This is a genomic window from Streptomyces sp. PCS3-D2, from assembly GCF_000612545.2.
GTDB lineage: Bacteria > Actinomycetota > Actinomycetes > Streptomycetales > Streptomycetaceae > Streptomyces.
The window spans coordinates 3,282,817-3,302,436 of record NZ_CP097800.1; the positions used below are offsets into that span (position 1 = coordinate 3,282,817).

The following is a 19,620-nucleotide window of genomic DNA, read 5'->3' on the forward strand; positions in this document are numbered from 1 at the left end:
ATCCGGGCTCAGCCCGTGCGGGATCTCAGACGGCGAGCAGCTTGCGCACCCGGTCCGCGCCCACGGCCAGCAGCAGCGTGGGCAGACGCGGCCCGGTCTCCCGGGTCACCAGGAGCCGGTAGAGGAGGGCGAAGAAGGTGCGCTGCGCGACCTTGAGCTCGGGGGTCGGCTTGGCGTCGGGCTCCAGCCCGGCCATGACCTTCGGGACGCCGTAGACGAGCGTGGTGAGCCCGTCGAGCGACCAGTGCGCGTCGAGGCCTTCCAGGAGCAGGCGCAGGGACTCGCGGCCGTCGTCGTCCAGAGAGGACAGCAGCTCGGTGTCGGCGTCCTCGCGCACGAGGGTCCGCTGGTCGGCCGGGACCTGCGTGGTGATCCAGTTCTCGGCGCGGTCCAGGCGCGGCCGTACCTCGTCGAGCGAGGTGAGCGGCTTGTCCGGCTCCAGGTCGGAGAGGATGCGCAGGGTCTGCTCGTCGTGTCCGGCGGTGATGTCGACGACCGACGCGAGGGTGCGGTACGGCATCGGGCGCGGGGTGCGCGGCAGCTCGTGGGAGGCGACGCGGGCGGCGCGGGCGTGCGCGGCGGCGTCGGCCGGCAGGACGGTGCCGTCGGCGACCTTGGCCTCCAGCTTGTCCCACTCGTCGTAGAGGCGCTGGATCTCCTGGTCGAAGGCGATCTTGAAGGACTGGTTGGGCCGGCGGCGGGCGTAGAGCCAGCGGAGGAGCTGCGGCTCCATGATCTGCAGGGCGTCGCCGGGGGTGAAGACCCCGCCCTTGCTGGAGGACATCTTGGCCATGCCGCTGATGCCGACGAAGGCGTACATCGGGCCGATCGGCTGCTCGCCGCCGAAGATGTGGACGATCTGGCCGCCGACCTGGAACGAGGAGCCGGGCGAGGAGTGGTCGACGCCGGAGGGCTCGAAGACCACGCCCTCGTAGGCCCAGCGCATCGGCCAGTCGACCTTCCAGACGAGCTTGCCGCGGTTGAACTCACTGAGCTTGACCGTCTCGGTGAACTCGTCCTCGGTGCAGACGTAGGTCATCTCGGTCGTCTCGTCGTCGTACGAGGTGACCTTGGTGAAGTCCTTGCCGCACCGGCCGCAGTACGGCTTGTACGGGAAGTACCCGCCCTCGCCGGCGCTGCCGTCGTCCTCGGCGGCCGCGCCGGAGCCCTCGGCGGCCTCCAGCTCGGCCTCGTCGACCTGCTTCTGCTGGGGCTTCTTGCCGCCCGGCTTGGCCTTGGTGCGGTACTGGGCGAGGACGGCGTCGATGTCGCCGCGGTGCTTCATCGCGTGCAGGATCTGCTCGCGGTAGGCGCCGGTGGTGTACTGCTCGGTCTGGCTGATCGGGTCGTACTCGACGCCGAGCTCGGCCAGCGACTCGGCCATGGCGGCCTTGAAGTGCTCGGCCCAGTTCGGGTACGCGGAGCCCTCCGGGGCGGGGACGGCGGTCAGCGGGCGCCCGATGTGCTGGGCATGCGACTCCTCGGTGACGCCGGGGATGCCCTTGGGGACCTTGCGGAAGCGGTCGTAGTCGTCCCAGGAGATGAGGTGGCGGACTTCGCGGCCGCGGCGGCGGATCTCGTCGGCGACCAGGTGCGGGGTCATGACCTCGCGGAGGTTGCCCAGGTGGACCGGGCCGGACGGGGAGAGCCCGGACGCGACGACGACGGCTTTGCCGGGGGCTCGGCGCTCCGCCTCGGCGATGACATCGTCCGCGAAACGGGAGACCCAGTCGGTCTCGGTGCTGCTCTGCGCGCTCTGAGCCACGACACGTCCTTCTATCTCGAATGCTGGCTTCGGCCATTCTCCCAGACGGAAGGGGCCGCTCCGGGGTTGCTTCCGCCTGCTGATACGCGGCCCTTATACCGAGAAGGGGACGGGCTCCGCGTGGGATACTCGGCACTTGTCGGAACGCCCAAGACCCACTCGGGCACAACCTCACAGGAACGGCAGCTCATGGCCTCGGTCCCTTCCCTCGCTTCCTCCGTCGAACAGCGCGTCTCGGACGCCCTCGCCTCCGCCCTGCCGGAGGCCGGTGCGGCCGACCCCATGCTGCGACGAAGCGACCGGGCCGACTTCCAGGCCAACGGCATCCTGGCGCTCGCGAAGAAGGCCAAGGCCAACCCGCGCGAGCTGGCGACGACCGTGGTCGAGGCCATCCCCACGGGTGACCTGATCAACGAGATCGAGGTCTCGGGCCCCGGCTTCCTCAACATCACCGTCTCGGACGAGGCGATCGTCAAGACCCTCGCCGCACGTGCCGCGGACGACCGGCTCGGCGTGCCGCTGAACGCCTCCGCCGGCACCACGGTGATCGACTACGCGCAGCCGAACGTCGCCAAGGAGATGCACGTCGGGCACCTGCGGTCCGCCGTGATCGGCGCGGCGATGGTGGAGATCCTGGAGTTCACGGGCGAGAAGGTGGTCCGCCGCCACCACATCGGCGACTGGGGCACCCAGTTCGGCATGCTGATCCAGTACCTGCTGGAGCACCCGCACGAGCTCGACCACAAGTCCGGCGACGGCGACGAGCAGGCCTCCGGCGAGGAGGCCATGTCGAACCTCAACCGCCTGTACAAGGCCTCGCGCGCGCTCTTCGACTCCGACGAGGAGTTCAAGACGCGGGCCCGGGCACGGGTGGTCGACCTCCAGGCCGGCGAGCCGGAGACCCTCGCCCTGTGGCAGCGGTTCGTGGACGAGTCGAAAATCTACTTCTACTCGGTCTTCAACAAGCTGGACATGGACATCCAGGACCCGGACGTGGTCGGCGAGTCCGGCTACAACGACATGCTGACGGAGACCTGCAAGCTGCTGGAGGAGTCGGGCGTCGCGGTCCGCTCCAACGGTGCGCTGTGCGTGTTCTTCGACGACGTCAAGGGCCCGGACGGCAACCCGACGCCGCTGATCGTGCAGAAGTCGGACGGCGGCTTCGGCTACGCGGCCACCGACCTGTCGGCGATCCGCGACCGCGTGGCCAACCTCGGCGCGACCGAGTTGATCTACGTGGTCGACGCGCGGCAGTCGCTGCACTTCAAGATGGTCTTCGAGACGGCGCGCCGGGCGGGCTGGCTGAACGACGACGTCAAGGCCGTGCAGCTGGCCTTCGGCACCGTCCTCGGCAAGGACGGCAAGCCGTTCAAGACCCGTGAGGGCGAGACGGTCCGGCTGGTGGACCTGCTGGACGAGGCGATCGACCGCGCCTCCGCCGTGGTCCGCGAGAAGGCCCAGGACCTCACCGAGGCCGAGATCGCCGAGCGCGGCGCCCAGGTGGGCATCGGGGCGGTGAAGTACGCCGACCTGTCGACGTCCGCCTCCCGGGACTACAAGTTCGACCTGGACCAGATGGTCTCGCTGAACGGCGACACGTCCGTGTACCTGCAGTACGCGTACGCCCGTATCCGGTCGATCCTGCGCAAGGCGGGCGACACCCGGCCGGTCGCCCACCCCGAGGTGGCGCTGGCCCCGACCGAGCGCGCGCTGGGCCTGCACCTGGACGGCTTCGGCGAGCTGATCGCGGAGGCTGCGGCGGAGCACGCCCCGCACAAGCTGGCGGCGTACCTGTACCAGCTGGCGTCGCTGTTCACGTCGTTCTACTCGGAGTGCCCGGTCCTCAAGGCGGACACGGCGCAGCAGGTCGAGAACCGTCTGTTCCTGTGCGAGCTGACGGCCCGCACCCTGAACAAGGGCATGTCCCTGCTGGGCATCCGCACCCCCGAGAAGCTCTGACACGGCTCCCGGTCCCCACGACGGCCCCCGGCGCATCCCCGCGCCGGGGGCCGTCGCGTTGCCGCCGGCCGAGCCGTCCCGGGGCTCGGCCGTCACCCGAACGGGCCGATTCGGGCGGCAGGGGCCGGGTAGGGGACGGCGCGTCCTGCCCCAACCACCAGCGGAGGCATCCGTGCCCGATGTGAACGGCCCCTACAAACCCGGCACCCCGTGCTGGATCGACCTGATGGTCCCCGACCAGCAGGCGGCCCTCGACTTCTACTGCGACCTCTTCGGCTGGCAGGGCGAGATCGGACCGGCCGAGCAGGGCGGCTACTCCGTCTGCCTCCTCAAAGGCAGGCCGGTCGCCGGCATCATGAAGGCGTCCAACCCGGACGGGACCGTGCCCGACCCGATGCCGCCGACCGCGTGGACCACGTACCTGGCCACCGACTCCCTCGACTCCACCCTCACGTCGGTCACCGACGCGGGCGGCTCGGTCATGATGGGCGCGACGGACGTCATGGACCTCGGGCGGATGGCCGTGATCACCGACCCGACGGGCGCCGCCGTCGGCCTGTGGCAGGCCGGCACCTTCGACGGCGCGGGCATCGTCAACGAGCACGGCGCCCTGATCTGGAGCGAGCTGAGCACCGGCGACATCCCCGCCGCGGCGGCCTTCTACACCGCGGTCCTCCCCGTCACCACGGCCAGGTCCCAGATGCCCGGCGCCGAGGAGTACACCGAGTTCAAGGTCGCCGACCGCGCGGTCGGCGGGATGATGGACCTCACCAAGCTGCCGCCCGGCGTGCCGCCGCACTGGCAGCCGTACTTCCACGTCGACGACGTCGACGAGATCCAGGCCGCGGTGGTGCGCGCCGGAGGGAGCGTCATGGCCCCGGCCTTCGACATGGCGGCGGGCCGCATGGCCGTCCTCGCCGACCCCCAGGGCGGCACCTTCTCGGTGATCAGGGCGACGGCCCCGGAGCAGCCCTCCTGACCCGGTCGGCCTGACCGGTTCCCGGTCACCCCGAGCGCGAGCCCCCCGGCTGATCACGAGGGTCGGGGGGGCGATCCGGCACCCGCCCTCGGAGGACTTTCGCGGCCGTCCGGCCGCGGGGCGGGGGCACGAGATCTCCGTCGGGGTGTGTGACCAACACCATCGGGGCTTGCGCGGAGGGCAAACGGCAGGGAAAGTTCGAGTGAATCCGGCAGTGGGCCGGAACGACGCGGTCTTCGAGAGGTGACGACAGGATGGGCGGCCTTTCCCGCATCCCGCTTCCGGCCGGTGTTCGCCGCGTCGCCCGCGCCGCCCTGCGCCGCCCTGCGCTGGTGGGCCGGCAGCCCGCCGCGTCGCAACGGGAACGCATCGCCGCGGCAGGTCCCCGGGAGCCGTCCAGGTCCCGCGAGGACGAACTGCTGGAGGCCCTGCCCGGAGTGATCCGGTATCGCGGGCGACTGGCCCACGTCCGTGACGACCTGCTGCCGCCCGACGTACGGGAGGCCAATCTGCGCATCGCCGCGGAGGCGCTGGAGGCGGGCGGCGTCGCGTACGGGCTCGTTCCCGACGGCGGCCCGGCCCACCGGGTCGCGATCGCCCCGGGTGACCGCGATGCCGCGCTCAAGGCCTGGGCCCACGCGTGCGCGGGCCTGCCGGTGTACGCGCAGTTGCTGGGCGACGGCGGGGAACTCGGCGAGGTCCTGGCCGAGTCGCTGCCGGACGCGGTCGCGGCCAAGGAGGCCGCACACCCGCAGACCGGCGGTCCGGCCGACGGGAACCAGCACCCGCCGGTCAGGGGAGTCCGGCTGTTCATGCCTGCCGTGACCTCCGGTCGCACCCTCTACTACGGCCCCGACCACGGCTGCGACCTGGAGTTCTGGGATCCCTCCGATTCCGGTTCCGGGGGTGTCGCGGCCCTGCGCGAATGCCCCTACGGGTGGTGGCTCCCGTCTCTGACGGCGACCGCCACACGCAAGGTGGGCAGCCGCGACTATCCGGTGATCGACGATCTGGACCGCCGGTTCCCGCACGACATCGACTTCCCCGTCGACGCGGTGATCACCTGGGTGGACGCCTCGGACCCCGCCTGGAGAAGCCGCCGGGACGCGGCGGCGGCCGGCACGGACGACGGCGCACGATCCGGTGTCGACCACGCCGAGCACCGCTACCGCGACCGCGGCGAACTCCGCTACTGCCTGCGCTCCATCGCCGCCTACGCACCCTGGATCCGCCGCGTCTTCCTGATCACCGACCACCAGGTCCCGTCGTGGCTGGCCGTCGACCACCCCGGGATCACCGTCGTCGACCATGCTGCCCTCTTCGCCGAGGGCGACCACCGGTCGGTGTTCAATTCGCATGCCATCGAGAGCCGGTTGCACCGCGTACCCGGCCTCTCCGAGCATTTCCTCTACTTCAACGACGACATCTTCCTGGGCCGCCCGCAGCAGCCCCAGAACTACTTCCTGCCTTCCGGGCTGCCCAAGGTGTTCCACGACTCGCGGGCCGTGCCGCCGGGTCCGCCGGACGGCACGGACGACGTGTTCACCGCCTCGCAGAAGACCACCCGGCAGGCGGTCGAGGAGGCCGTCGGCCGCACGTACCCGCACATCCTGGCCCACACGCCCTACCCGCTCAGCCGGTCCCTCTTCGGCCACGTCGAGGACACGCTGCCCGGTCTGCTCTCGGCCACCAGCCGCTCGGTCTTCCGCAGCGCCACCGACGTCGCCCCGGTCACCCTCGCGTCCCACCTGGGTCTGGCGGCCGGCCGGGCCGTCACGGGCGAACTCTCCCACGCGTACGTCTCCACCGGCCGCGCCGACGAGATCGAGCGACTGCCCGATCTGGTGCGGGACCGATGGCCGGACGCGTTCTGCCTGGCCGACGACGAGAGCACCACCGTCACGGCTCTCGAACAGCAGCGGGTCGTCACGGCCTTCCTGGAGGCGTACTTCCCGGTTCCCTCGCCGTACGAGAGGGCCTGACCCGGTCGGCGCAGGCTTGTCCGATGCGGACCGGGTCGGCGCGGACCTTGCCGACGCGGGCCCAGCCGTCCGAGCCCGGCCGATGCGGGCCCCGTACGGCCGCTGCCGTACACCCCGTTGACCGGAGCGACCCGCCGGCCGCCCCGCTGACCCGCCGCGCGGCGATCCGGGACGCCGCCCCGCCTCTCAGGCCCCGCTCGCCCGCTCCGCCACCAGCGCCGCCAGTCCGTCCAGGATCCGGTCCAGGCCGAAGCGGAACTGGAAGTCCGGCTCGTCCGAGCCCGTGAATGCGTCCGATTCCAGCAGGCGCGTCACGGCCGGGTGGCTGTCCGGGCCCGTCATCAGCCGCAGCGTGCGCAGGTATTGGCCCATGACCTGGTCCGGCGCGACGCCGGACTTCACGATGGCGTCCCTCATGTCCGCGGCCATCGTCGCCTCGTTGCGGACCAGACCGCCGATCAGGATGATCGTCGAGATCTTCTCGCTCTCGGTCAGGTCCGCGTCGGCCATCGCCGCCAGTCCGCGCTCCATCCAGGCCAGTTGGTTCGGGCTGACCGGCGCCCCGGTGATCGGGATGCGCAGGATCCAGGAGTTGGCCATCAGGACGGCCCGCTGCGCGTACGCCCACTCGGTCAGCAGTCGGCGCCACCCCCACCCCTCCGCCTCCGGCGGCAGTGCCGGCGGGGTGCCGACGCCCGCGTCCGACATCAGGATGTGCAGCTCCTCCTTCGCCGTGACGTACCGGTAGAGGGACATCGTCGAGACGCCCAACTCCTTGGCCACCCGGCCCATGGAGACGGCGTCCATCCCCTCACCCGCGGCCAGCGCCACGGCCTTCTCCACGATGCGCGGCAGCGTGAGCGTGGGGCGCGGGCCCTTCCCGGGCCGTTCGCGCAGGCCCCAGGCCATTTCCAGACTCGCCGGAAGCCCGGTACCGGTGCCTTCGTCGTCCTCGTCCGCCATGACCGCCCACTCCTCGATTGACCCCCATCCTAGTTCTGTGTATTACTTACGCAGAAAAGCGTAAGGCATACGCAGAAGCGTTCGCGAAGGGAGCAGCATCCCGCATGACCCCACACGCCTCCGGCACCCTCGGGATCCACGCCACCGGCCTGACCAAGTCCTACGGCGGCGTCCGCGTCCTCGACGGCATCGACCTCGCCGTCCCCCGCGGCAGCGTCCTCGCCCTCCTCGGCCGCAACGGCGCCGGGAAGACCACCACCGTCCGAATCCTCGCCACGCTCACCGCGCCCGACGCCGGAACCGCCCGCGTCGCCGGCCACGACACCGCCTCCCAGCAGGCCCGCGTCCGCGAACGCATCAGCCTCACCGGACAGTTCGCGGCCGTCGACGAGCTCCAGACCGGCGCCGAGACGCTGCGCATGATGGGCCGCCTGAGCGGACTCACCCCGCGCGCCGCCCGCGCCCGCGCCGACGAACTCCTCGCCCGGTTCGGTCTCGCCGACTCCGCCGCACGCACGGCCAGGACGTACTCGGGCGGCATGCGACGCCGCCTCGACCTCGCCGCCAGCCTCGTCTCCCGCCCCGAGGTGCTCTTCCTCGACGAGCCGACCACCGGCCTCGATCCGCGCAGCCGCCAGGACCTGTGGGAACTCGTACGGGAACTGCGCGCCGACGGCACGACCGTGCTGCTCACCACCCAGTACCTGGAGGAGGCGGACCGGCTCGCCGACCGCGTCGCCGTCCTCGCCGACGGCCGGATCGCCGCCGAGGGAGCCCCCGCCGAGCTCAAGGCACGCGTCGCGGGCCACCGGCTGGACCTCACCCTCACCACACAGGACGCCTACGAGGCCCTGGCCCCGCGCGCCGTCCACCTCGCACCCGAGGACCTCACCCTCGGCGTCGCCACCGACGGGAGCGCCGCCCACGTCCGCGCCCTGCTCGACGAACTCGACCCGGACCGCACCGCCGTGGACCGCTTCGCCGTCCGCACCGCCACCCTCGACGACGTGTTCCTCACCCTGACGGGAGCCGACCGATGACCGCCGCACCCGTGAGCGCCCTCGCCCTGTCCGGCCGCAGCCTGCGCATCAGCCGCCGCAGCCCGGACGCGCTGATCGCCGCCCTGATGCTGCCCGTGATGCTGATGCTGATCTTCGTCTACTTCTTCGGCGGAGCCATCGACACCGGCACGGAGTACGTGACGTACGTGGTCCCCGGCGCCATGCTGCTCTGCGCTGGCTTCGGCGCGGCCTCCACCGCCGTCAGCGTCGCCGACGACCTGCGCACCGGCGTCATCGACCGCTTCCGCACCCTCGACATCGGCGGCATCCCCATCCTCGCCGGACACGTCGCCGCCTCCGTCCTGCGCAACCTGCTCTCCACCGCCCTCGTCCTCGCCGTCGCCCTCGCCATCGGCTTCCGCCCCCAGGCCGGCCCGGCCGCCTTCCTCGCCGCGGCGGGCCTGCTGCTGGCGTACATCACGGCGATCTCGTGGCTGGCCGCCACCCTCGGGCTGCTCGCCAGGACGCCGGAGGCGGCGGGCGGCTTCACCTTCCTGATGATGTTCCTGCCCTACCCGTCCAGCGCCTTCGTGCCGATCGAGACCATGCCCGGTTGGCTACACGGTTTCGCCGGGCACCAACCGCTCACCCCGGTGATCGAATCCCTGCGCGCACTGCTCCTCGCGCAGCCCGCCGGAAGCGCCCCCTGGACGGCCCTGGCCTGGTGCGCGGGCATCACGGCCGTGGCCATGGCCCTGGCGGCCGCCCTCTTCCGCAGCAGGACCCGCTGAGCGGCTCCGGCAGGAGCCCCTCAGCGGGCCGGCGGTCCGCCCGCCGCTCAGCGGTTGAGCGGGTAGGAATGACGGCCCGTCGCCTCGTCGATCTCCGAGTGGGCCTTCTGCAACATCTGCTGCGCGAGATCCATGAGCGCCCGAGCGCCCGCGATCTCTTCCCCGACCCTCATCTGCTCCGGGTCGGAGGGGTGGCGCAGGGCATAGCCCCGCGCCCTGATCTCGGAGCCGTCCCCGAGCCGTACCAGGGCCGCCGCACTGGTGCGGTGGCCCTCCTCGGTGAATTCGAGCTCCACATGCCACCCGACGAGCGTGGCCATGGTGCATCACCTCCAGGGGTCACCCTTGCCTCCAGGGTGCGCCTGCGCCGCGGAGGGCGCGAGCGGAACCACACCGGGCCGACGGGGCGGGGGGCGCGAGGCGAGGCAGGGGCGTGGGGAAGCGCGTATGGGGCGGGTCAGCCGCTGGCCAGGCTTGTCGCGACCGACTGGAACCACGCCCCGTACGAGAACGGCTCGGGCGGGTTGACCTCCATGCCGAGTTCCGCAGCGGCCAGGGCGTAGTCCCCCTCGTCCATCGGGAGGGCGATCAGCTCGTGGAGCTCGCCGACAAGCCGGGCGACGAGCTGCGGGTCGGTGGTGGCGGCGTAGTCCGCGACCGCAGCCTCGTGGTCGGGGAATTCGTCGACGATGTCCTGCGAGAACCAGCCGCCCAGCAGCTGGGCGGCCTCCGGGAACCTCGCATGCCACTCCCAGTGCGTCTGCGGGGCCATCGGCGGTGGCACCTCGCCGTCCTCGACGCTCTGCTTGAGGTGGTCGGCGAGCACGAGCAGCCAGTCCCCGATCGCGGCCTGCGGAATCCCGACGTCGGGGACTGCGTAGAACTCACCGAGGTCGATCCGCAGGCGCCCCGGAGGATTCCGGCTGTACTCACGCAGCTGGCGTTCCGCCTCCGCGATGGCCCAGGGGCGGGTGTGCCAGGTGTGGCGCAGATAGGCGTCCAACGCAGGGCTGCGACGCTCGGCCGTGTCCTCCCCCTGCCGGCCGAGGTAGGCACGCATGACCTGATCGAGCTCGCCGTAGCGCCGGTCGTGTTCGAGGGGCTTCATGGGCACGGTCGGTTGCCTCTACAGGTAGAACGGGACGGTGGTCTGGACGACGAACCCGTACGGGCTGTCCGGCTCGCGACGCAGGACGACGCGGGCGGCACGGACGTCGACGGGCCCCTGCCCGGCGAGGAGCATCGCCTCCAACTGCACCCGCCCGACGGGCTCCTCACGGGACGGCCAGGCGGCCTCGATGGTGAGCCGGGCCCGCGTTCCCTGGGCGAGCCAGCGGTGGATGACCTGCTCATTGGCGGTCACCACCTGCTGGGTGGCCCACTGTGCGGTCTCCCGGTCGGGGTAGGTGGCGGATCGGGTCAGCATCGGATCATTGTCTCAATTCGCGTTGAACGACCAGAAGACGCCGACCTCGTCGGCGGACACCGCGACCAGGCCGAGATCCATCATGAGGTCGGTGAAGGGGTGGCCGCCTTCCAGGTCCCGCGCCAAGAAGTCGGGCGCGTCGCAGGTACGGGCGAGATCGGAGGAGGTCCAGAACGTAGCGTCGGGGCCGAACCGGTCCAGCGCGTTCCGTGCGTCCAGGAGCACCGCGTCGCGGTCTTCCCGAAACCGGATCGGGGAACCTTCGAACCACCACTCCTGCGCGAACGACGCGAGCAATCCGACGGCCGCGTCGGCCCTGATCGGTCGGACCCCGTTGCGGATGTCCTCGGCACTCATGGCACGGAACGGGTACGACGGACGGTAGGTCCGACGTCCTTCCTCATCCATCTCCCATTCCAAGGTGGACCAACCCCGCGGGTCGGGAACGGCACGCTCCATGACCGCGAGCGCATCCTCGGCCCAGTCCTCGTGCAACCGGGGCCCGCACCTCGCGAAGGTGTAGACGTCCTCTAGGAGCCGCAGCAGTGCGCGGTCCCAGGTGTTGCCGTCGAGGGTACTCATCATGGTGTCGGGAGGTCCTTTGGTCGCGGCGAGGGCATCGACGTGTAGATGACATATGGGGGGTCGAGGCTGGAATCGTACTTGAGGATGGTTTTGACATATTTGACGTCAACTGCCTTAGCGTCGAGGCCGTGGTCCTTGTAACCAGTACCGGCGATCGTGCCCGGAGTGCCGTCCTGGTTTTCCGTGGGCTGCTTGGAGACGTAGCGGCCACTGACTTCGCCGTTGGGCGTGGCGCTCTCGACAGGGAATTTCTTACCATTCCCAGGGTTGGAGGCAATCCATGCGTCGATCTCGGCTTGCTTGAGCCGAAGGTTCTGCTCGGTCAATCGCTGCGCGTCGCCGAACGTCTTGAAGCTTGACGAACCGCCGATGCTGGGCTTGGCGCCCTCAGGCCAGGCATTCGACGCGTTTGACTGGTCGCGCAAGCGCTGCGCAAGCTGCTCGTCGGTCTTGCCCACGTGCTTGTCCAGGGTGTGACCACCGCCGAGGTACTCGTTGGCGGCCAGGTCGAAGGCCACGTTGCCGTTCGAGCCCGGAACGGTCCACTGCTGCTCGTGCTTGAAGTCGTTGAGCGACCGGGAGCCGAAGCCGTGGGCACGGGCGACGCCCGCCTCGAACTTCGGGGCGCTCATGTGCGCTTCGTCCAGGACCTTCTGGAGCGCCTCCATGCGTGTGGTGAGGCCGTCCACGATGCCGGTGTACTTGTCCACGATCCGGTTGAGCTTGGCCTTGTCCAGGTTCAGGACCGTGTTGACGTCAAACTTCAGCAGGAGCCCCACGGCGCCCCCGGCCCCGCTGGCCACGCTGGTGACCGCGCCCGCGATGGTCTTGAGACTGGGCTTCTCCTTGGCCTTCTCCAAGTCGTCGAGGATGCTCATGGCGGCCTTCTTCATGGCTCGCTTGAGCTCTTCGAAGACGTCGTGTTCCAGTTCGACGGCGGCTTCCGCGTACGCGCGCAGACAGTCGCTGATCTTGATCGCCACGTCGGCCAGGACGGCCATCACCGGCTGACTGCCCGTGGCCACCCGTGCCCCGTGCGAGCCGGTGGCCTGCGCCCACTGGTAGCCGTGCCGGGACGGCCCGGACTGACCCCAGTCCGTCGCACCCCACAGCGCACTGCAGAACGTCCGCATGGCGGCTTCCCAGTCGGCCCGGCCGTGGTTGGTGATGGTACCGATGATGCTCGTCAGCTCGGCCGCCGTGTTGCCCGGGACGACCGAGGCGTTCATCCAGCTGTGGCAGTGCGAGTTGAGGTAGTGCTGCTGCGGGTAGGGGTAGACGTCCGCCACCTTGCCGACGCGGAAGATGTTCTTCGCGGCGGGCTGCAAGACATCCCGGACGATCTCCGGGATGCCCTCCATCGCGCCACGGATCAGGTCGTCTCCGCCGTCGTTGTCACCCCACTTGATGTCGGGGACGCTGGCGAATTTGGGGTCCTTGTCGATGACCGTGGGCAGCGGGCGCTGCTCTGCAGCCTTCCCGGGCTTGGGGTGGGCCGCCGCATCGGCCCTGGTGTAGGCGTTGGCGGTCTCCGTGAAGCCGACGGCGACACCGCCGATGCTGACCACGCTCTTGCCCAGCACCTCCAGCCAGCGGTTTCCTATCTTCTTGTAGGCCTGCGCGAACTTCTCGGCGCTGGTGCCCGCCCCACCGGCGTCCGGGTACTTCTGGAGCTCCTGCACGAGTGTGTTCCCACCTCGCATCATGGGGTCCTGCTGTCCGGCGACCCGGCCGGAGACGGTCCACAGGCTCGACGGCTTGACGTCGATGTTGCCGCCTCCGGCAGGCGGCTGCGCCGGGCCGGGGCCCGGGGTGGGGCCGGCCATCAGGCTCCGCCTCCCCAGCCCTGGAGCACGGATTTGTTCGCCGCGGCGTAGTTGAGGTGTCCCGTGACCACGACCTCGTGGAGCCAGGCCTGCGCGGCTTTGAGGTCCTGGGCCGAGCGATCCCATTTGTCGAGCTCGTCGATGAAGGCCTGCCGGGCCTCGCCGTCCCAGCTCAGAACGGCCTTCTTGGTGCGCTCGTAAAGCAGGTCTAGCTTCTCGTTGAGGTTCTTGAGGATCTCCTCCAGGTCGCCGGAAAGGCGCTGCAGGGTGGCGAAATCGACGGTTATACGGTCGTCGTCCGACATGGTGGTGCTGTTCCTCGCTGCTCTCAGATGTCCTGCAGACGGCTCTGCGAAGCCGCTGGAGCCTGGTCGGGCACGGTCAATTCCTCGGCGGCCTCCGACACGTTCTCCTGGCTCTGTACGCGCTTGAACGCGGCCAAGATCTCCAGTTCCTGGGCTGTGAAGCCGTCACGGGCAGCCCTGGTGGCCTCTTCGAGGAGGGCGAGCACCTGCCGGATCCGCACGGCGTCCTCGGCCGCTCCCCGATGCAAGGAGCGGTAGGCCGTAGCGGTGGGACCCTGCCAGCCGGCCGCGATGCTGTCGACCACCCGGTCCATGTCGCGGATCTGCCGTTCCAGATGGCCTTGCATCTGGTCCAGGTCGTCAGCGAGCCGGGTGAGGCCGTCCTCCGAGACCCTGAGATCGCTGTCCTGCATGTCCACCCCTCGCCGGCACAGCCAGGCCGAATTCGTACGCACTGCCTATGAGGTTCGCATACCGGCACACCCAACGACTGAGTACACGCACTCATGTGCGGGCTGTTCCCGAAGAGTTCACTGGAGCCATGACCCCGACCCTGCCCCTGACCCCGGACACCGACCGCCACCCGCGCGCGTTCGTCGCGCCGCTCGTCTCCACCCTGCTGACGCTGCCGATGGCGGCCTTGGCGTTCTTCTTCGCGGGGTTGGCGCCCATGGCCTGCGACTCGTGCGGGGGCGAGGTGAGCGCCCGGTTCGACGCCTCCTACCGCATCGCCTTCCCGGTGTTCGGGTTCGGCCTGGTGGTGGTCCTGGCCGTGCTGCTCTCCGCGTGGGCACTGCCCTGGCGGCGGCGCAACGCCGCCACCAGGGTGTGGCTGGCCGTGGCCGCACCGGCGGCCGTCGTCCTCGACTTCGTCGTCTTCAACGGCCTCGTCGACTGGCCGTAGGGGACGCCTTCAGCGGGCCTCGCGGAGCCAGCCCGCGACCTCGGTGGCCCAGTAGGTGAGGATCGTGTCCGCGCCCGCGCGCTTGATGCCCAGCAGGGTCTCCAGGATGGCCCGGTCCCGCTCGATCCAGCCCTTCTCGGCGGCCGCCTCGATCATCGCGAACTCGCCGCTGATCTGGTACGCCGCGACCGGAACGTCCACGGCCTCCGCGACCCGGTACAGGATGTCGAGGTAGGGGCCGGCGGGCTTGACCATGACCATGTCCGCGCCCTCCTCCAGGTCGAGCGCGAGCTCCCGCAGGGACTCGCGGGCGTTGGCCGGGTCCTGCTGGTACGTCTTGCGGTCGCCCTGGAGGGAGGAGGCGACGGCCTCGCGGAACGGGCCGTAGAAGGCGGAGGAGTACTTCGCCGTGTAGGCGAGGATCGAGACGTCCTCGTGCCCGGTCTCGTCGAGGGCGTCGCGGATGACACCGACCTGCCCGTCCATCATGCCGCTGGGACCCACGACGTGGACGCCCGCGTCCGCCTGGACCTGCGCCATCTCGGCGTAGCGCTCCAGCGTCGCGTCGTTGTCGACGCGGCCGTGCTCGTCCAGGACGCCGCAGTGCCCGTGGTCGGTGTACTCATCGAGGCACAGGTCCGACATGATCACCAGGTCGTCGCCGACCTCGGCCTTCACATCCCGGATGGCGACCTGCAGGATGCCGTCCGGCTCGGTGCCGGCCGTGCCCAGGGCGTCCTTGTTCTCGTCGGCCGGGACGCCGAAGAGCATGATGCCCGCGACCCCCGCCTCGACCGCCTCGACGGCGGCCTTGCGCAGGGTGTCCCGGGTGTGCTGGACCACGCCCGGCATGGCGGAGATGGCGAGCGGCTCGCTGATGCCCTCGCGCACGAAGGCCGGGAGGATCAGGTCAGAGGGGTGCAGCCGGTTCTCCGCGACCATCCGCCGCATCGCCGGGGTGGTGCGCAGCCGGCGGGGCCGCGAACCGGGGAAGGATCCGTACGCGCTCATGTTCCAGTCGCCTCTTCGAGCATCGACAGCAGTCGCAACCAGCCTAGAGCCCGTGCGGCGGCCCGCCCGCGCCGACCGCCCCGACGGTGAACTCGCACCACACCGTCTTACCCGGTACCGGTACCGGTGCCACGGCCCCCCACCGGTCCGCGACCGCCGCCACCAGCAGCAGCCCGCGCCCGCCCTCGGCGCCCGGGTCCCGGCCCGCGATCCGCGGCCGGCCGCCCCCGCTGTCGTGCACCTCGACCCGTACGGTGCCGTCGTAGCGCAGCATCCGCAGCCGGTAGCCGCGGCCGGGCGGGACGCCGTGCAGCAGGGCGTTGGTCGCCAGCTCGCTCACGCAGAGCAACACGTCGTCGTGGCGGCATGTGACACCCCACGCGTGAAGTGTCTCTGCCGCGAACTGCCTGGCAGGGCGCACGGTCTGGCGGCTGCGCGGGTAGAACCGCTCGCGCAGCAGGGCCGGTTGGATATCCACGTTCACCCCGCCATCGTCGCCCTGCGTCACTAGCGTGGAGGAGACGAGCAACCCGTACTCCTTGAGGAGTACGGGTTGGTACGGGTATCTCGCGCGCCGAGGCGGGGAGTTCAACGGACATGCCAGTACGCAAGAGGCCGCGGCCCAACGAGACCGCCATGAAGATGGTCGGCGCCCTGGTCGCCGCCGCCCGCATCGCCGGAGGACTGACCCAGCGCGCCTTCGCGGAGACCCTGCACCTGGATGTCGAGACCATCGCCTCGATCGAGCAGGGCCGACGGGTCCTGATGCCGAACGTCGCCGAGAGGATGGACCGCGCCCTGGGCCTGCCCGGCCTCCTGTCCGTCGTGGCGAACCGCCTCCCGGAGGTGGACATGGTCCCGGCCTGGGCGGAGGAGTACATGGAGCGGGAGGCGGAGGCCCTGGCGCTGTCGTGGTTCGACACGCTGACCGTTCCGGGGCTGCTCCAGACCGAGGCCTACGCCCGCGCCGTCCTCGGCTGCCGCGTCCCCTTCGTCGGCGAGGCGAAGATAGAGCTGCAGACCGCGCACCGGATGAGGCGCCAGGAGATCCTGCGCCGCGCCGTCCCGCCCACCCTCAGCTTCGTGATCTGGGAGGCGGCCCTGCGGGACCGGATCGGCGGGGACGAGGTCCACCGGGAGCAGATCCGGCACCTGCGCGCCTGCGCCGACCGCCCGGCCATCTCCCTCCAGGTGCTGCCCCTCGGGCTCATCACCCACGCGGGCCTCGACGGCGCCTTCATCCTGCTGGAGACACCGGAGTTCCAGCACCTGGCCTACTCGGAAACCCAGCGCGGGAGCTTCCTCGTCAGGGACCCGAACGAGGTCAGCATCCTCTCGCAGAAGTATGCGATGCTGCGGTCACAGGCCCTCAACTTTGCCGAGACGAAGGACCTGTTGGACCGGCTGGCAGGAGAGACATGAGCACCCCACTGAAGTGGTTCAAGTCCAGCTACAGCGGCAGCGAGGGCGGCGCGTGTCTGGAGGCCGCCTTCGCCTGGCGGAAGTCCTCCTACAGCGGTGACGAAGGCGGGGCCTGCGTCGAGGTCGCCGCCTGCGGCTGTGCCGACACCGTCCACGTCCGGGACTCCAAGGTCGCCGACGGGCCCGTGCTCGCGCTCGCCCCCGCCGCCTGGGCCGGTCTGACCCGCTGGGTTCGTTCCTGAGCCTCCGGTCGCGCACCTCGGCGATCCGCGGTTTCGTGGTGGCAGAGGCGTGTGTACCGATGCGGCGGCATCGGCCGCCGGATCGTGCCCTGGCCGCGTCGCAGGAGGGCGGATGTCCGCACCAGGTCCCACAGCCCGCCGCCGGCGCCGTGCGGCTGTCCTCGCCGCGGCGCTGGCCTGCTCCGCGCTGCTCACCGGGCCCGGGCCCGCCGCCGCACGCGGCGCGCCCCCATCTCCGTCACCTCCGGTGAGCGGCGGCGTTCCGCGGCTGGACTGGAGTCCCTGCAAGCCCGGCAGCCCGTGGGACTGCGCCACCGCGAAGGTGCCGCTCGATCACGCCGCGCCCGCGGGCCGCACCATCGACCTGGCGGTCGTCCGGCGGCAGGCCGCCGATCCCGGCCGGCGCGTGGGCACGCTCTTCGTGAACCCCGGTGGGCCCGGGGGCCCCGGGACCGTGCAGGTGCCGCAGAACTACGACTCCTTCCCGAAGGAGGTGCGGGAGCGGTTCGACATCGTCAGCTGGGACCCGCGCGGGATCGGCAACAGCACCGCCGTGAACTGCTTCGACACCGCCGAGGAGGCCAAGGCCTGGGCGGCCCGCCCACCCGGCGGCTTCCCCGTCGGCGCGCAGGAACGCAAGGCCTGGACCGACGCCTACGCGGACCTCGGCCGGCTCTGCGAGAAGCGCGACCCGGACCTGCTGCGCCACGTGTCGACCGCCGACACCGCCCGGGACCTCGACCTGCTCCGCCGGTCGGTCGGCGAACCGCAGCTGAACTACCTCGGCGTCTCCTACGGGACCATCCTGGGCGCCACCTACGCCAACCTCTTCCCCGGCAACGTCCGCGCCATGGTCCTCGACAGCAACATCGACCCGCAGGCCTGGACGAACGGCACCTCGCAGGGCGAGCCGCGCACCACCACCTTCCTGCGCATGGGCTCGGACCGCACCGCCGCCGCCACCCTGGACCGGTTCCTCACCCTCTGCGGATCGGCGCCCGCGACCCGCTGCGCCTTCTCCGCGGGCAGCCCCCAGGCCACCCGCGAGAAGTTCGACCGGCTGATGCAGCAGCTCCGGGAGCACCCGGTGGGCCCCTGGACGTACGCCAGGACGGTCGCCGACACCGTGCAGGGCCTCTACATCGTCCGCGGCTGGCCCGCCCTCGCCGACCGGCTCCAGGAACTGTCGCAGGGCCGCGCCCCGAAGCCCGCCGTGTATCCGCCGCCACCCCCGGTGGCGGAGCCGAATCCGTACCTCGGCGACGAGCAAGCGGCGGCGGTGTGGTGCTCCGACAGCCCCAATCCGCGCGACCCCGCCGTCTACCAGGGCCTGGAGGAGGACAGCGCCCGGCGGGCCGGCGACGCGGGACGCTTCTGGACGTGGGCGGCGGAGACCTGCGCCACCTGGCCGGCCAGGTCCGCCGCCAGCTACGGCGGCCCGTGGGACAGGCCCACCGCCCGTCCCGTCCTGGTGATCGGGACCCGGTACGACCCCTCCACGCCCTATGCGGGCGCCGAGGCCATGGCCCGTGAGCTGGCGGACGCCCGCCTGCTCACGAACGACGGGTACGGGCACACCGCGCTGTTCAACAACGCCAGCAGCTGCATCAGCGCGTACGAGAGCCGCTACCTCGTCGACGGGACGCTTCCGCCCCCCGGCACGGTCTGCCGCCCGGACCGGGTTCCCTTCACCTAGGGGGCGTCCGGCGGCTCGTTGCGCTCGCGCCAGTCCTCGAGCGCGTTCGCCCGGTGGTCGGGCCGGTAGATGGGGCCCAGTTCCTCGACCCGCGCGTACGCCTGCGGCGTGTACGGGTCGTCCCGCAGGGCCAGGCCGTAGGCGCCGATCCCCCGAGCAGGATCCGGGCGGCGTCGAAGCGGACCTCGTCGTCCGGGTCCTGCGTCAGGGCGCGCAGTACGGCGGTGGCCCCGGCCGTCAGGGGCCGGACGTGCAGGGGATCAGGGTGCCGGACGGCGCGGGCCACCAGTTCCGTCAGCGGGGCCGCGGCTGCGAACACCGACTCCAGGGCGGTCAGGACGGCGCCGTGTCCGGCGCGGACGGTCCGCCCGCCGAGCGTGGCCGGGCCGGCGTCCCGATCCGGCGGCGCAGTTCCGCTTCCGCTCCCGTCCCGTACCAGTGGCGGGCGGCGGCGAGCAGCCGCTCGCGCTCCGGCTGCGCCAGGCGCAGTTCCGGCTCCCGGAGGTCCCTGGACCACAGCACCGCCGTGACGGTGGCCGGGGAGCCGCCCTCGACAGCCCGCAGCAGGGGTGTCGTGCCGTCCGGCAGCACCCGGTCCGGGTCGGCGCCGGCTTCCACGAGGGCCCCGGCGATCCGGTGGGCGAAGGCGGCCACCGCCGTGCACAGCACCGGCAGTCCCTGCGCGCCGGCGGTGTCCGGGCGGGACCCGGCCCCCAGCAGGGGGCGGGGCTCGCCGCACAACGGGATCGCCGCGGGCGGACCG

General features: G+C 71.2%; 21 protein-coding genes. 9 read left to right on the forward strand and 12 right to left on the reverse strand.

Annotated features, from left to right (window positions below; translation table 11 throughout):
* Positions 1 to 25 precede the first annotated feature (25 nt).
* Entirely contained in the window at positions 26 to 1,765 is a 1,740-nt protein-coding gene (lysS, locus tag AW27_RS14050) for a lysine--tRNA ligase (RefSeq protein WP_037918699.1), read from the reverse strand.
* A 189-nt stretch (positions 1,766 to 1,954) separates the two neighbouring features.
* Between lysS and argS the strand changes: the two genes are divergently transcribed.
* The 3 genes from argS (at position 1,955) to AW27_RS14065 (ending at position 6,685) form a co-directional block, all read left to right on the forward strand.
* Positions 1,955 to 3,724 carry an arginine--tRNA ligase gene (gene argS, locus AW27_RS14055; RefSeq protein ID WP_037918696.1) on the forward strand — a complete coding sequence of 590 codons (1,770 nt, stop codon included), beginning with the start codon at positions 1,955 to 1,957 and terminating at the stop codon, positions 3,722 to 3,724.
* Positions 3,725 to 3,905: 181 nt separating this feature from the next.
* Positions 3,906 to 4,703 (forward strand): VOC family protein, encoded by a 798-nt coding sequence (locus AW27_RS14060; RefSeq protein ID WP_037919816.1) that lies wholly within the window; start codon positions 3,906 to 3,908, stop codon positions 4,701 to 4,703.
* A 254-nt stretch (positions 4,704 to 4,957) separates the two neighbouring features.
* Complete coding sequence (locus AW27_RS14065; RefSeq protein WP_052030255.1) at positions 4,958 to 6,685, forward strand: stealth family protein; 1,728 nt, start codon at positions 4,958 to 4,960, stop codon at positions 6,683 to 6,685.
* A gap of 186 nt (positions 6,686 to 6,871) precedes the next feature.
* Here AW27_RS14065 and AW27_RS14070 read toward each other — a convergent pair whose 3' ends face one another.
* Positions 6,872 to 7,648, reverse strand: a complete 777-nt coding sequence (locus AW27_RS14070; protein WP_037918692.1) for a TetR/AcrR family transcriptional regulator — start codon at positions 7,646 to 7,648, stop codon at positions 6,872 to 6,874.
* 104 nt (positions 7,649 to 7,752) lie between these two features.
* Here AW27_RS14070 and AW27_RS14075 point away from each other — a divergent pair, with 104 nt between their 5' ends.
* Both AW27_RS14075 and AW27_RS14080 read left to right on the forward strand, forming a co-directional pair.
* A complete protein-coding gene (locus AW27_RS14075) occupies positions 7,753 to 8,688 on the forward strand; it encodes an ABC transporter ATP-binding protein (RefSeq protein ID WP_037918689.1) in 936 nt (311 codons plus the stop codon).
* The gene (locus AW27_RS14080) at positions 8,685 to 9,440 is read left to right on the forward strand and encodes an ABC transporter permease (RefSeq protein ID WP_037918686.1); all 756 of its coding nucleotides are present in this window, start codon (positions 8,685 to 8,687) and stop codon (positions 9,438 to 9,440) included. The genes AW27_RS14075 and AW27_RS14080 overlap by 4 nt, the downstream gene beginning before the upstream one ends.
* A 47-nt stretch (positions 9,441 to 9,487) precedes the next feature.
* Here AW27_RS14080 and AW27_RS14085 read toward each other — a convergent pair whose 3' ends face one another.
* From AW27_RS14085 to AW27_RS14115, 7 genes are all read right to left on the reverse strand, one after another.
* The gene (locus AW27_RS14085; protein WP_030027023.1) at positions 9,488 to 9,760 is read right to left on the reverse strand and encodes a DUF1876 domain-containing protein; all 273 of its coding nucleotides are present in this window, start codon (positions 9,758 to 9,760) and stop codon (positions 9,488 to 9,490) included.
* Positions 9,761 to 9,897: 137 nt separating this feature from the next.
* Complete coding sequence (locus AW27_RS14090) at positions 9,898 to 10,554, reverse strand: contact-dependent growth inhibition system immunity protein (RefSeq protein WP_037918683.1); 657 nt, start codon at positions 10,552 to 10,554, stop codon at positions 9,898 to 9,900.
* A 12-nt stretch (positions 10,555 to 10,566) separates the two neighbouring features.
* Positions 10,567 to 10,866, reverse strand: a complete 300-nt coding sequence (locus tag AW27_RS14095) for an RNase A-like domain-containing protein (RefSeq protein WP_037918680.1) — start codon at positions 10,864 to 10,866, stop codon at positions 10,567 to 10,569.
* Between the two features lie 12 nt (positions 10,867 to 10,878).
* On the reverse strand, positions 10,879 to 11,451 hold the full coding sequence (locus tag AW27_RS14100) for a hypothetical protein (RefSeq protein ID WP_052030254.1): 573 nt from the start codon (positions 11,449 to 11,451) through the stop codon (positions 10,879 to 10,881).
* Entirely contained in the window at positions 11,448 to 13,277 is a 1,830-nt protein-coding gene (locus AW27_RS14105) for an RNase A-like domain-containing protein (protein WP_052030253.1), read from the reverse strand. The genes AW27_RS14100 and AW27_RS14105 overlap by 4 nt, the downstream gene beginning before the upstream one ends.
* A complete protein-coding gene (locus AW27_RS14110) occupies positions 13,277 to 13,582 on the reverse strand; it encodes a WXG100 family type VII secretion target (protein WP_037918679.1) in 306 nt (101 codons plus the stop codon). Before AW27_RS14110 ends, AW27_RS14105 begins: the two co-directional genes overlap by 1 nt.
* 23 nt (positions 13,583 to 13,605) lie before the next feature.
* On the reverse strand, positions 13,606 to 13,995 hold the full coding sequence (locus AW27_RS14115) for a WXG100 family type VII secretion target (RefSeq protein WP_037918678.1): 390 nt from the start codon (positions 13,993 to 13,995) through the stop codon (positions 13,606 to 13,608).
* Positions 13,996 to 14,123: 128 nt separating this feature from the next.
* Between AW27_RS14115 and AW27_RS14120 the strand changes: the two genes are divergently transcribed.
* Complete coding sequence (locus AW27_RS14120; protein WP_037918677.1) at positions 14,124 to 14,486, forward strand: hypothetical protein; 363 nt, start codon at positions 14,124 to 14,126, stop codon at positions 14,484 to 14,486.
* A 9-nt stretch (positions 14,487 to 14,495) separates the two neighbouring features.
* Here AW27_RS14120 and hemB read toward each other — a convergent pair whose 3' ends face one another.
* Together hemB and AW27_RS14130 are read right to left on the reverse strand one after the other, a co-directional pair.
* Complete coding sequence (hemB, locus tag AW27_RS14125) at positions 14,496 to 15,497, reverse strand: porphobilinogen synthase (protein ID WP_037918676.1); 1,002 nt, start codon at positions 15,495 to 15,497, stop codon at positions 14,496 to 14,498.
* A 43-nt stretch (positions 15,498 to 15,540) separates the two neighbouring features.
* A complete protein-coding gene (locus tag AW27_RS14130; RefSeq protein ID WP_037919809.1) occupies positions 15,541 to 15,981 on the reverse strand; it encodes an ATP-binding protein in 441 nt (146 codons plus the stop codon).
* Positions 15,982 to 16,094: 113 nt separating this feature from the next.
* On the opposite strand from AW27_RS14130, the gene AW27_RS14135 reads away from it, so the two are divergent.
* From AW27_RS14135 to AW27_RS14145, 3 genes are all read left to right on the forward strand, one after another.
* Entirely contained in the window at positions 16,095 to 16,919 is an 825-nt protein-coding gene (locus AW27_RS14135) for a helix-turn-helix domain-containing protein (protein ID WP_037918675.1), read from the forward strand.
* Positions 16,916 to 17,161 carry a DUF397 domain-containing protein gene (locus AW27_RS14140; RefSeq protein ID WP_037918674.1) on the forward strand — a complete coding sequence of 82 codons (246 nt, stop codon included), beginning with the start codon at positions 16,916 to 16,918 and terminating at the stop codon, positions 17,159 to 17,161. The genes AW27_RS14135 and AW27_RS14140 overlap by 4 nt, the downstream gene beginning before the upstream one ends.
* Positions 17,162 to 17,273: 112 nt before the next feature.
* Positions 17,274 to 18,857, forward strand: a complete 1,584-nt coding sequence (locus tag AW27_RS14145; RefSeq protein ID WP_037919806.1) for an alpha/beta hydrolase — start codon at positions 17,274 to 17,276, stop codon at positions 18,855 to 18,857.
* 333 nt (positions 18,858 to 19,190) lie between these two features.
* Here the strand turns inward: AW27_RS14145 and AW27_RS14150 are convergent, their stop codons facing one another.
* Positions 19,191 to 19,598, reverse strand: coding sequence for an ankyrin repeat domain-containing protein (locus tag AW27_RS14150; RefSeq protein WP_052030252.1), 408 nt, complete (start codon positions 19,596 to 19,598; stop codon positions 19,191 to 19,193).
* Positions 19,599 to 19,620: the final 22 nt, after the last annotated feature.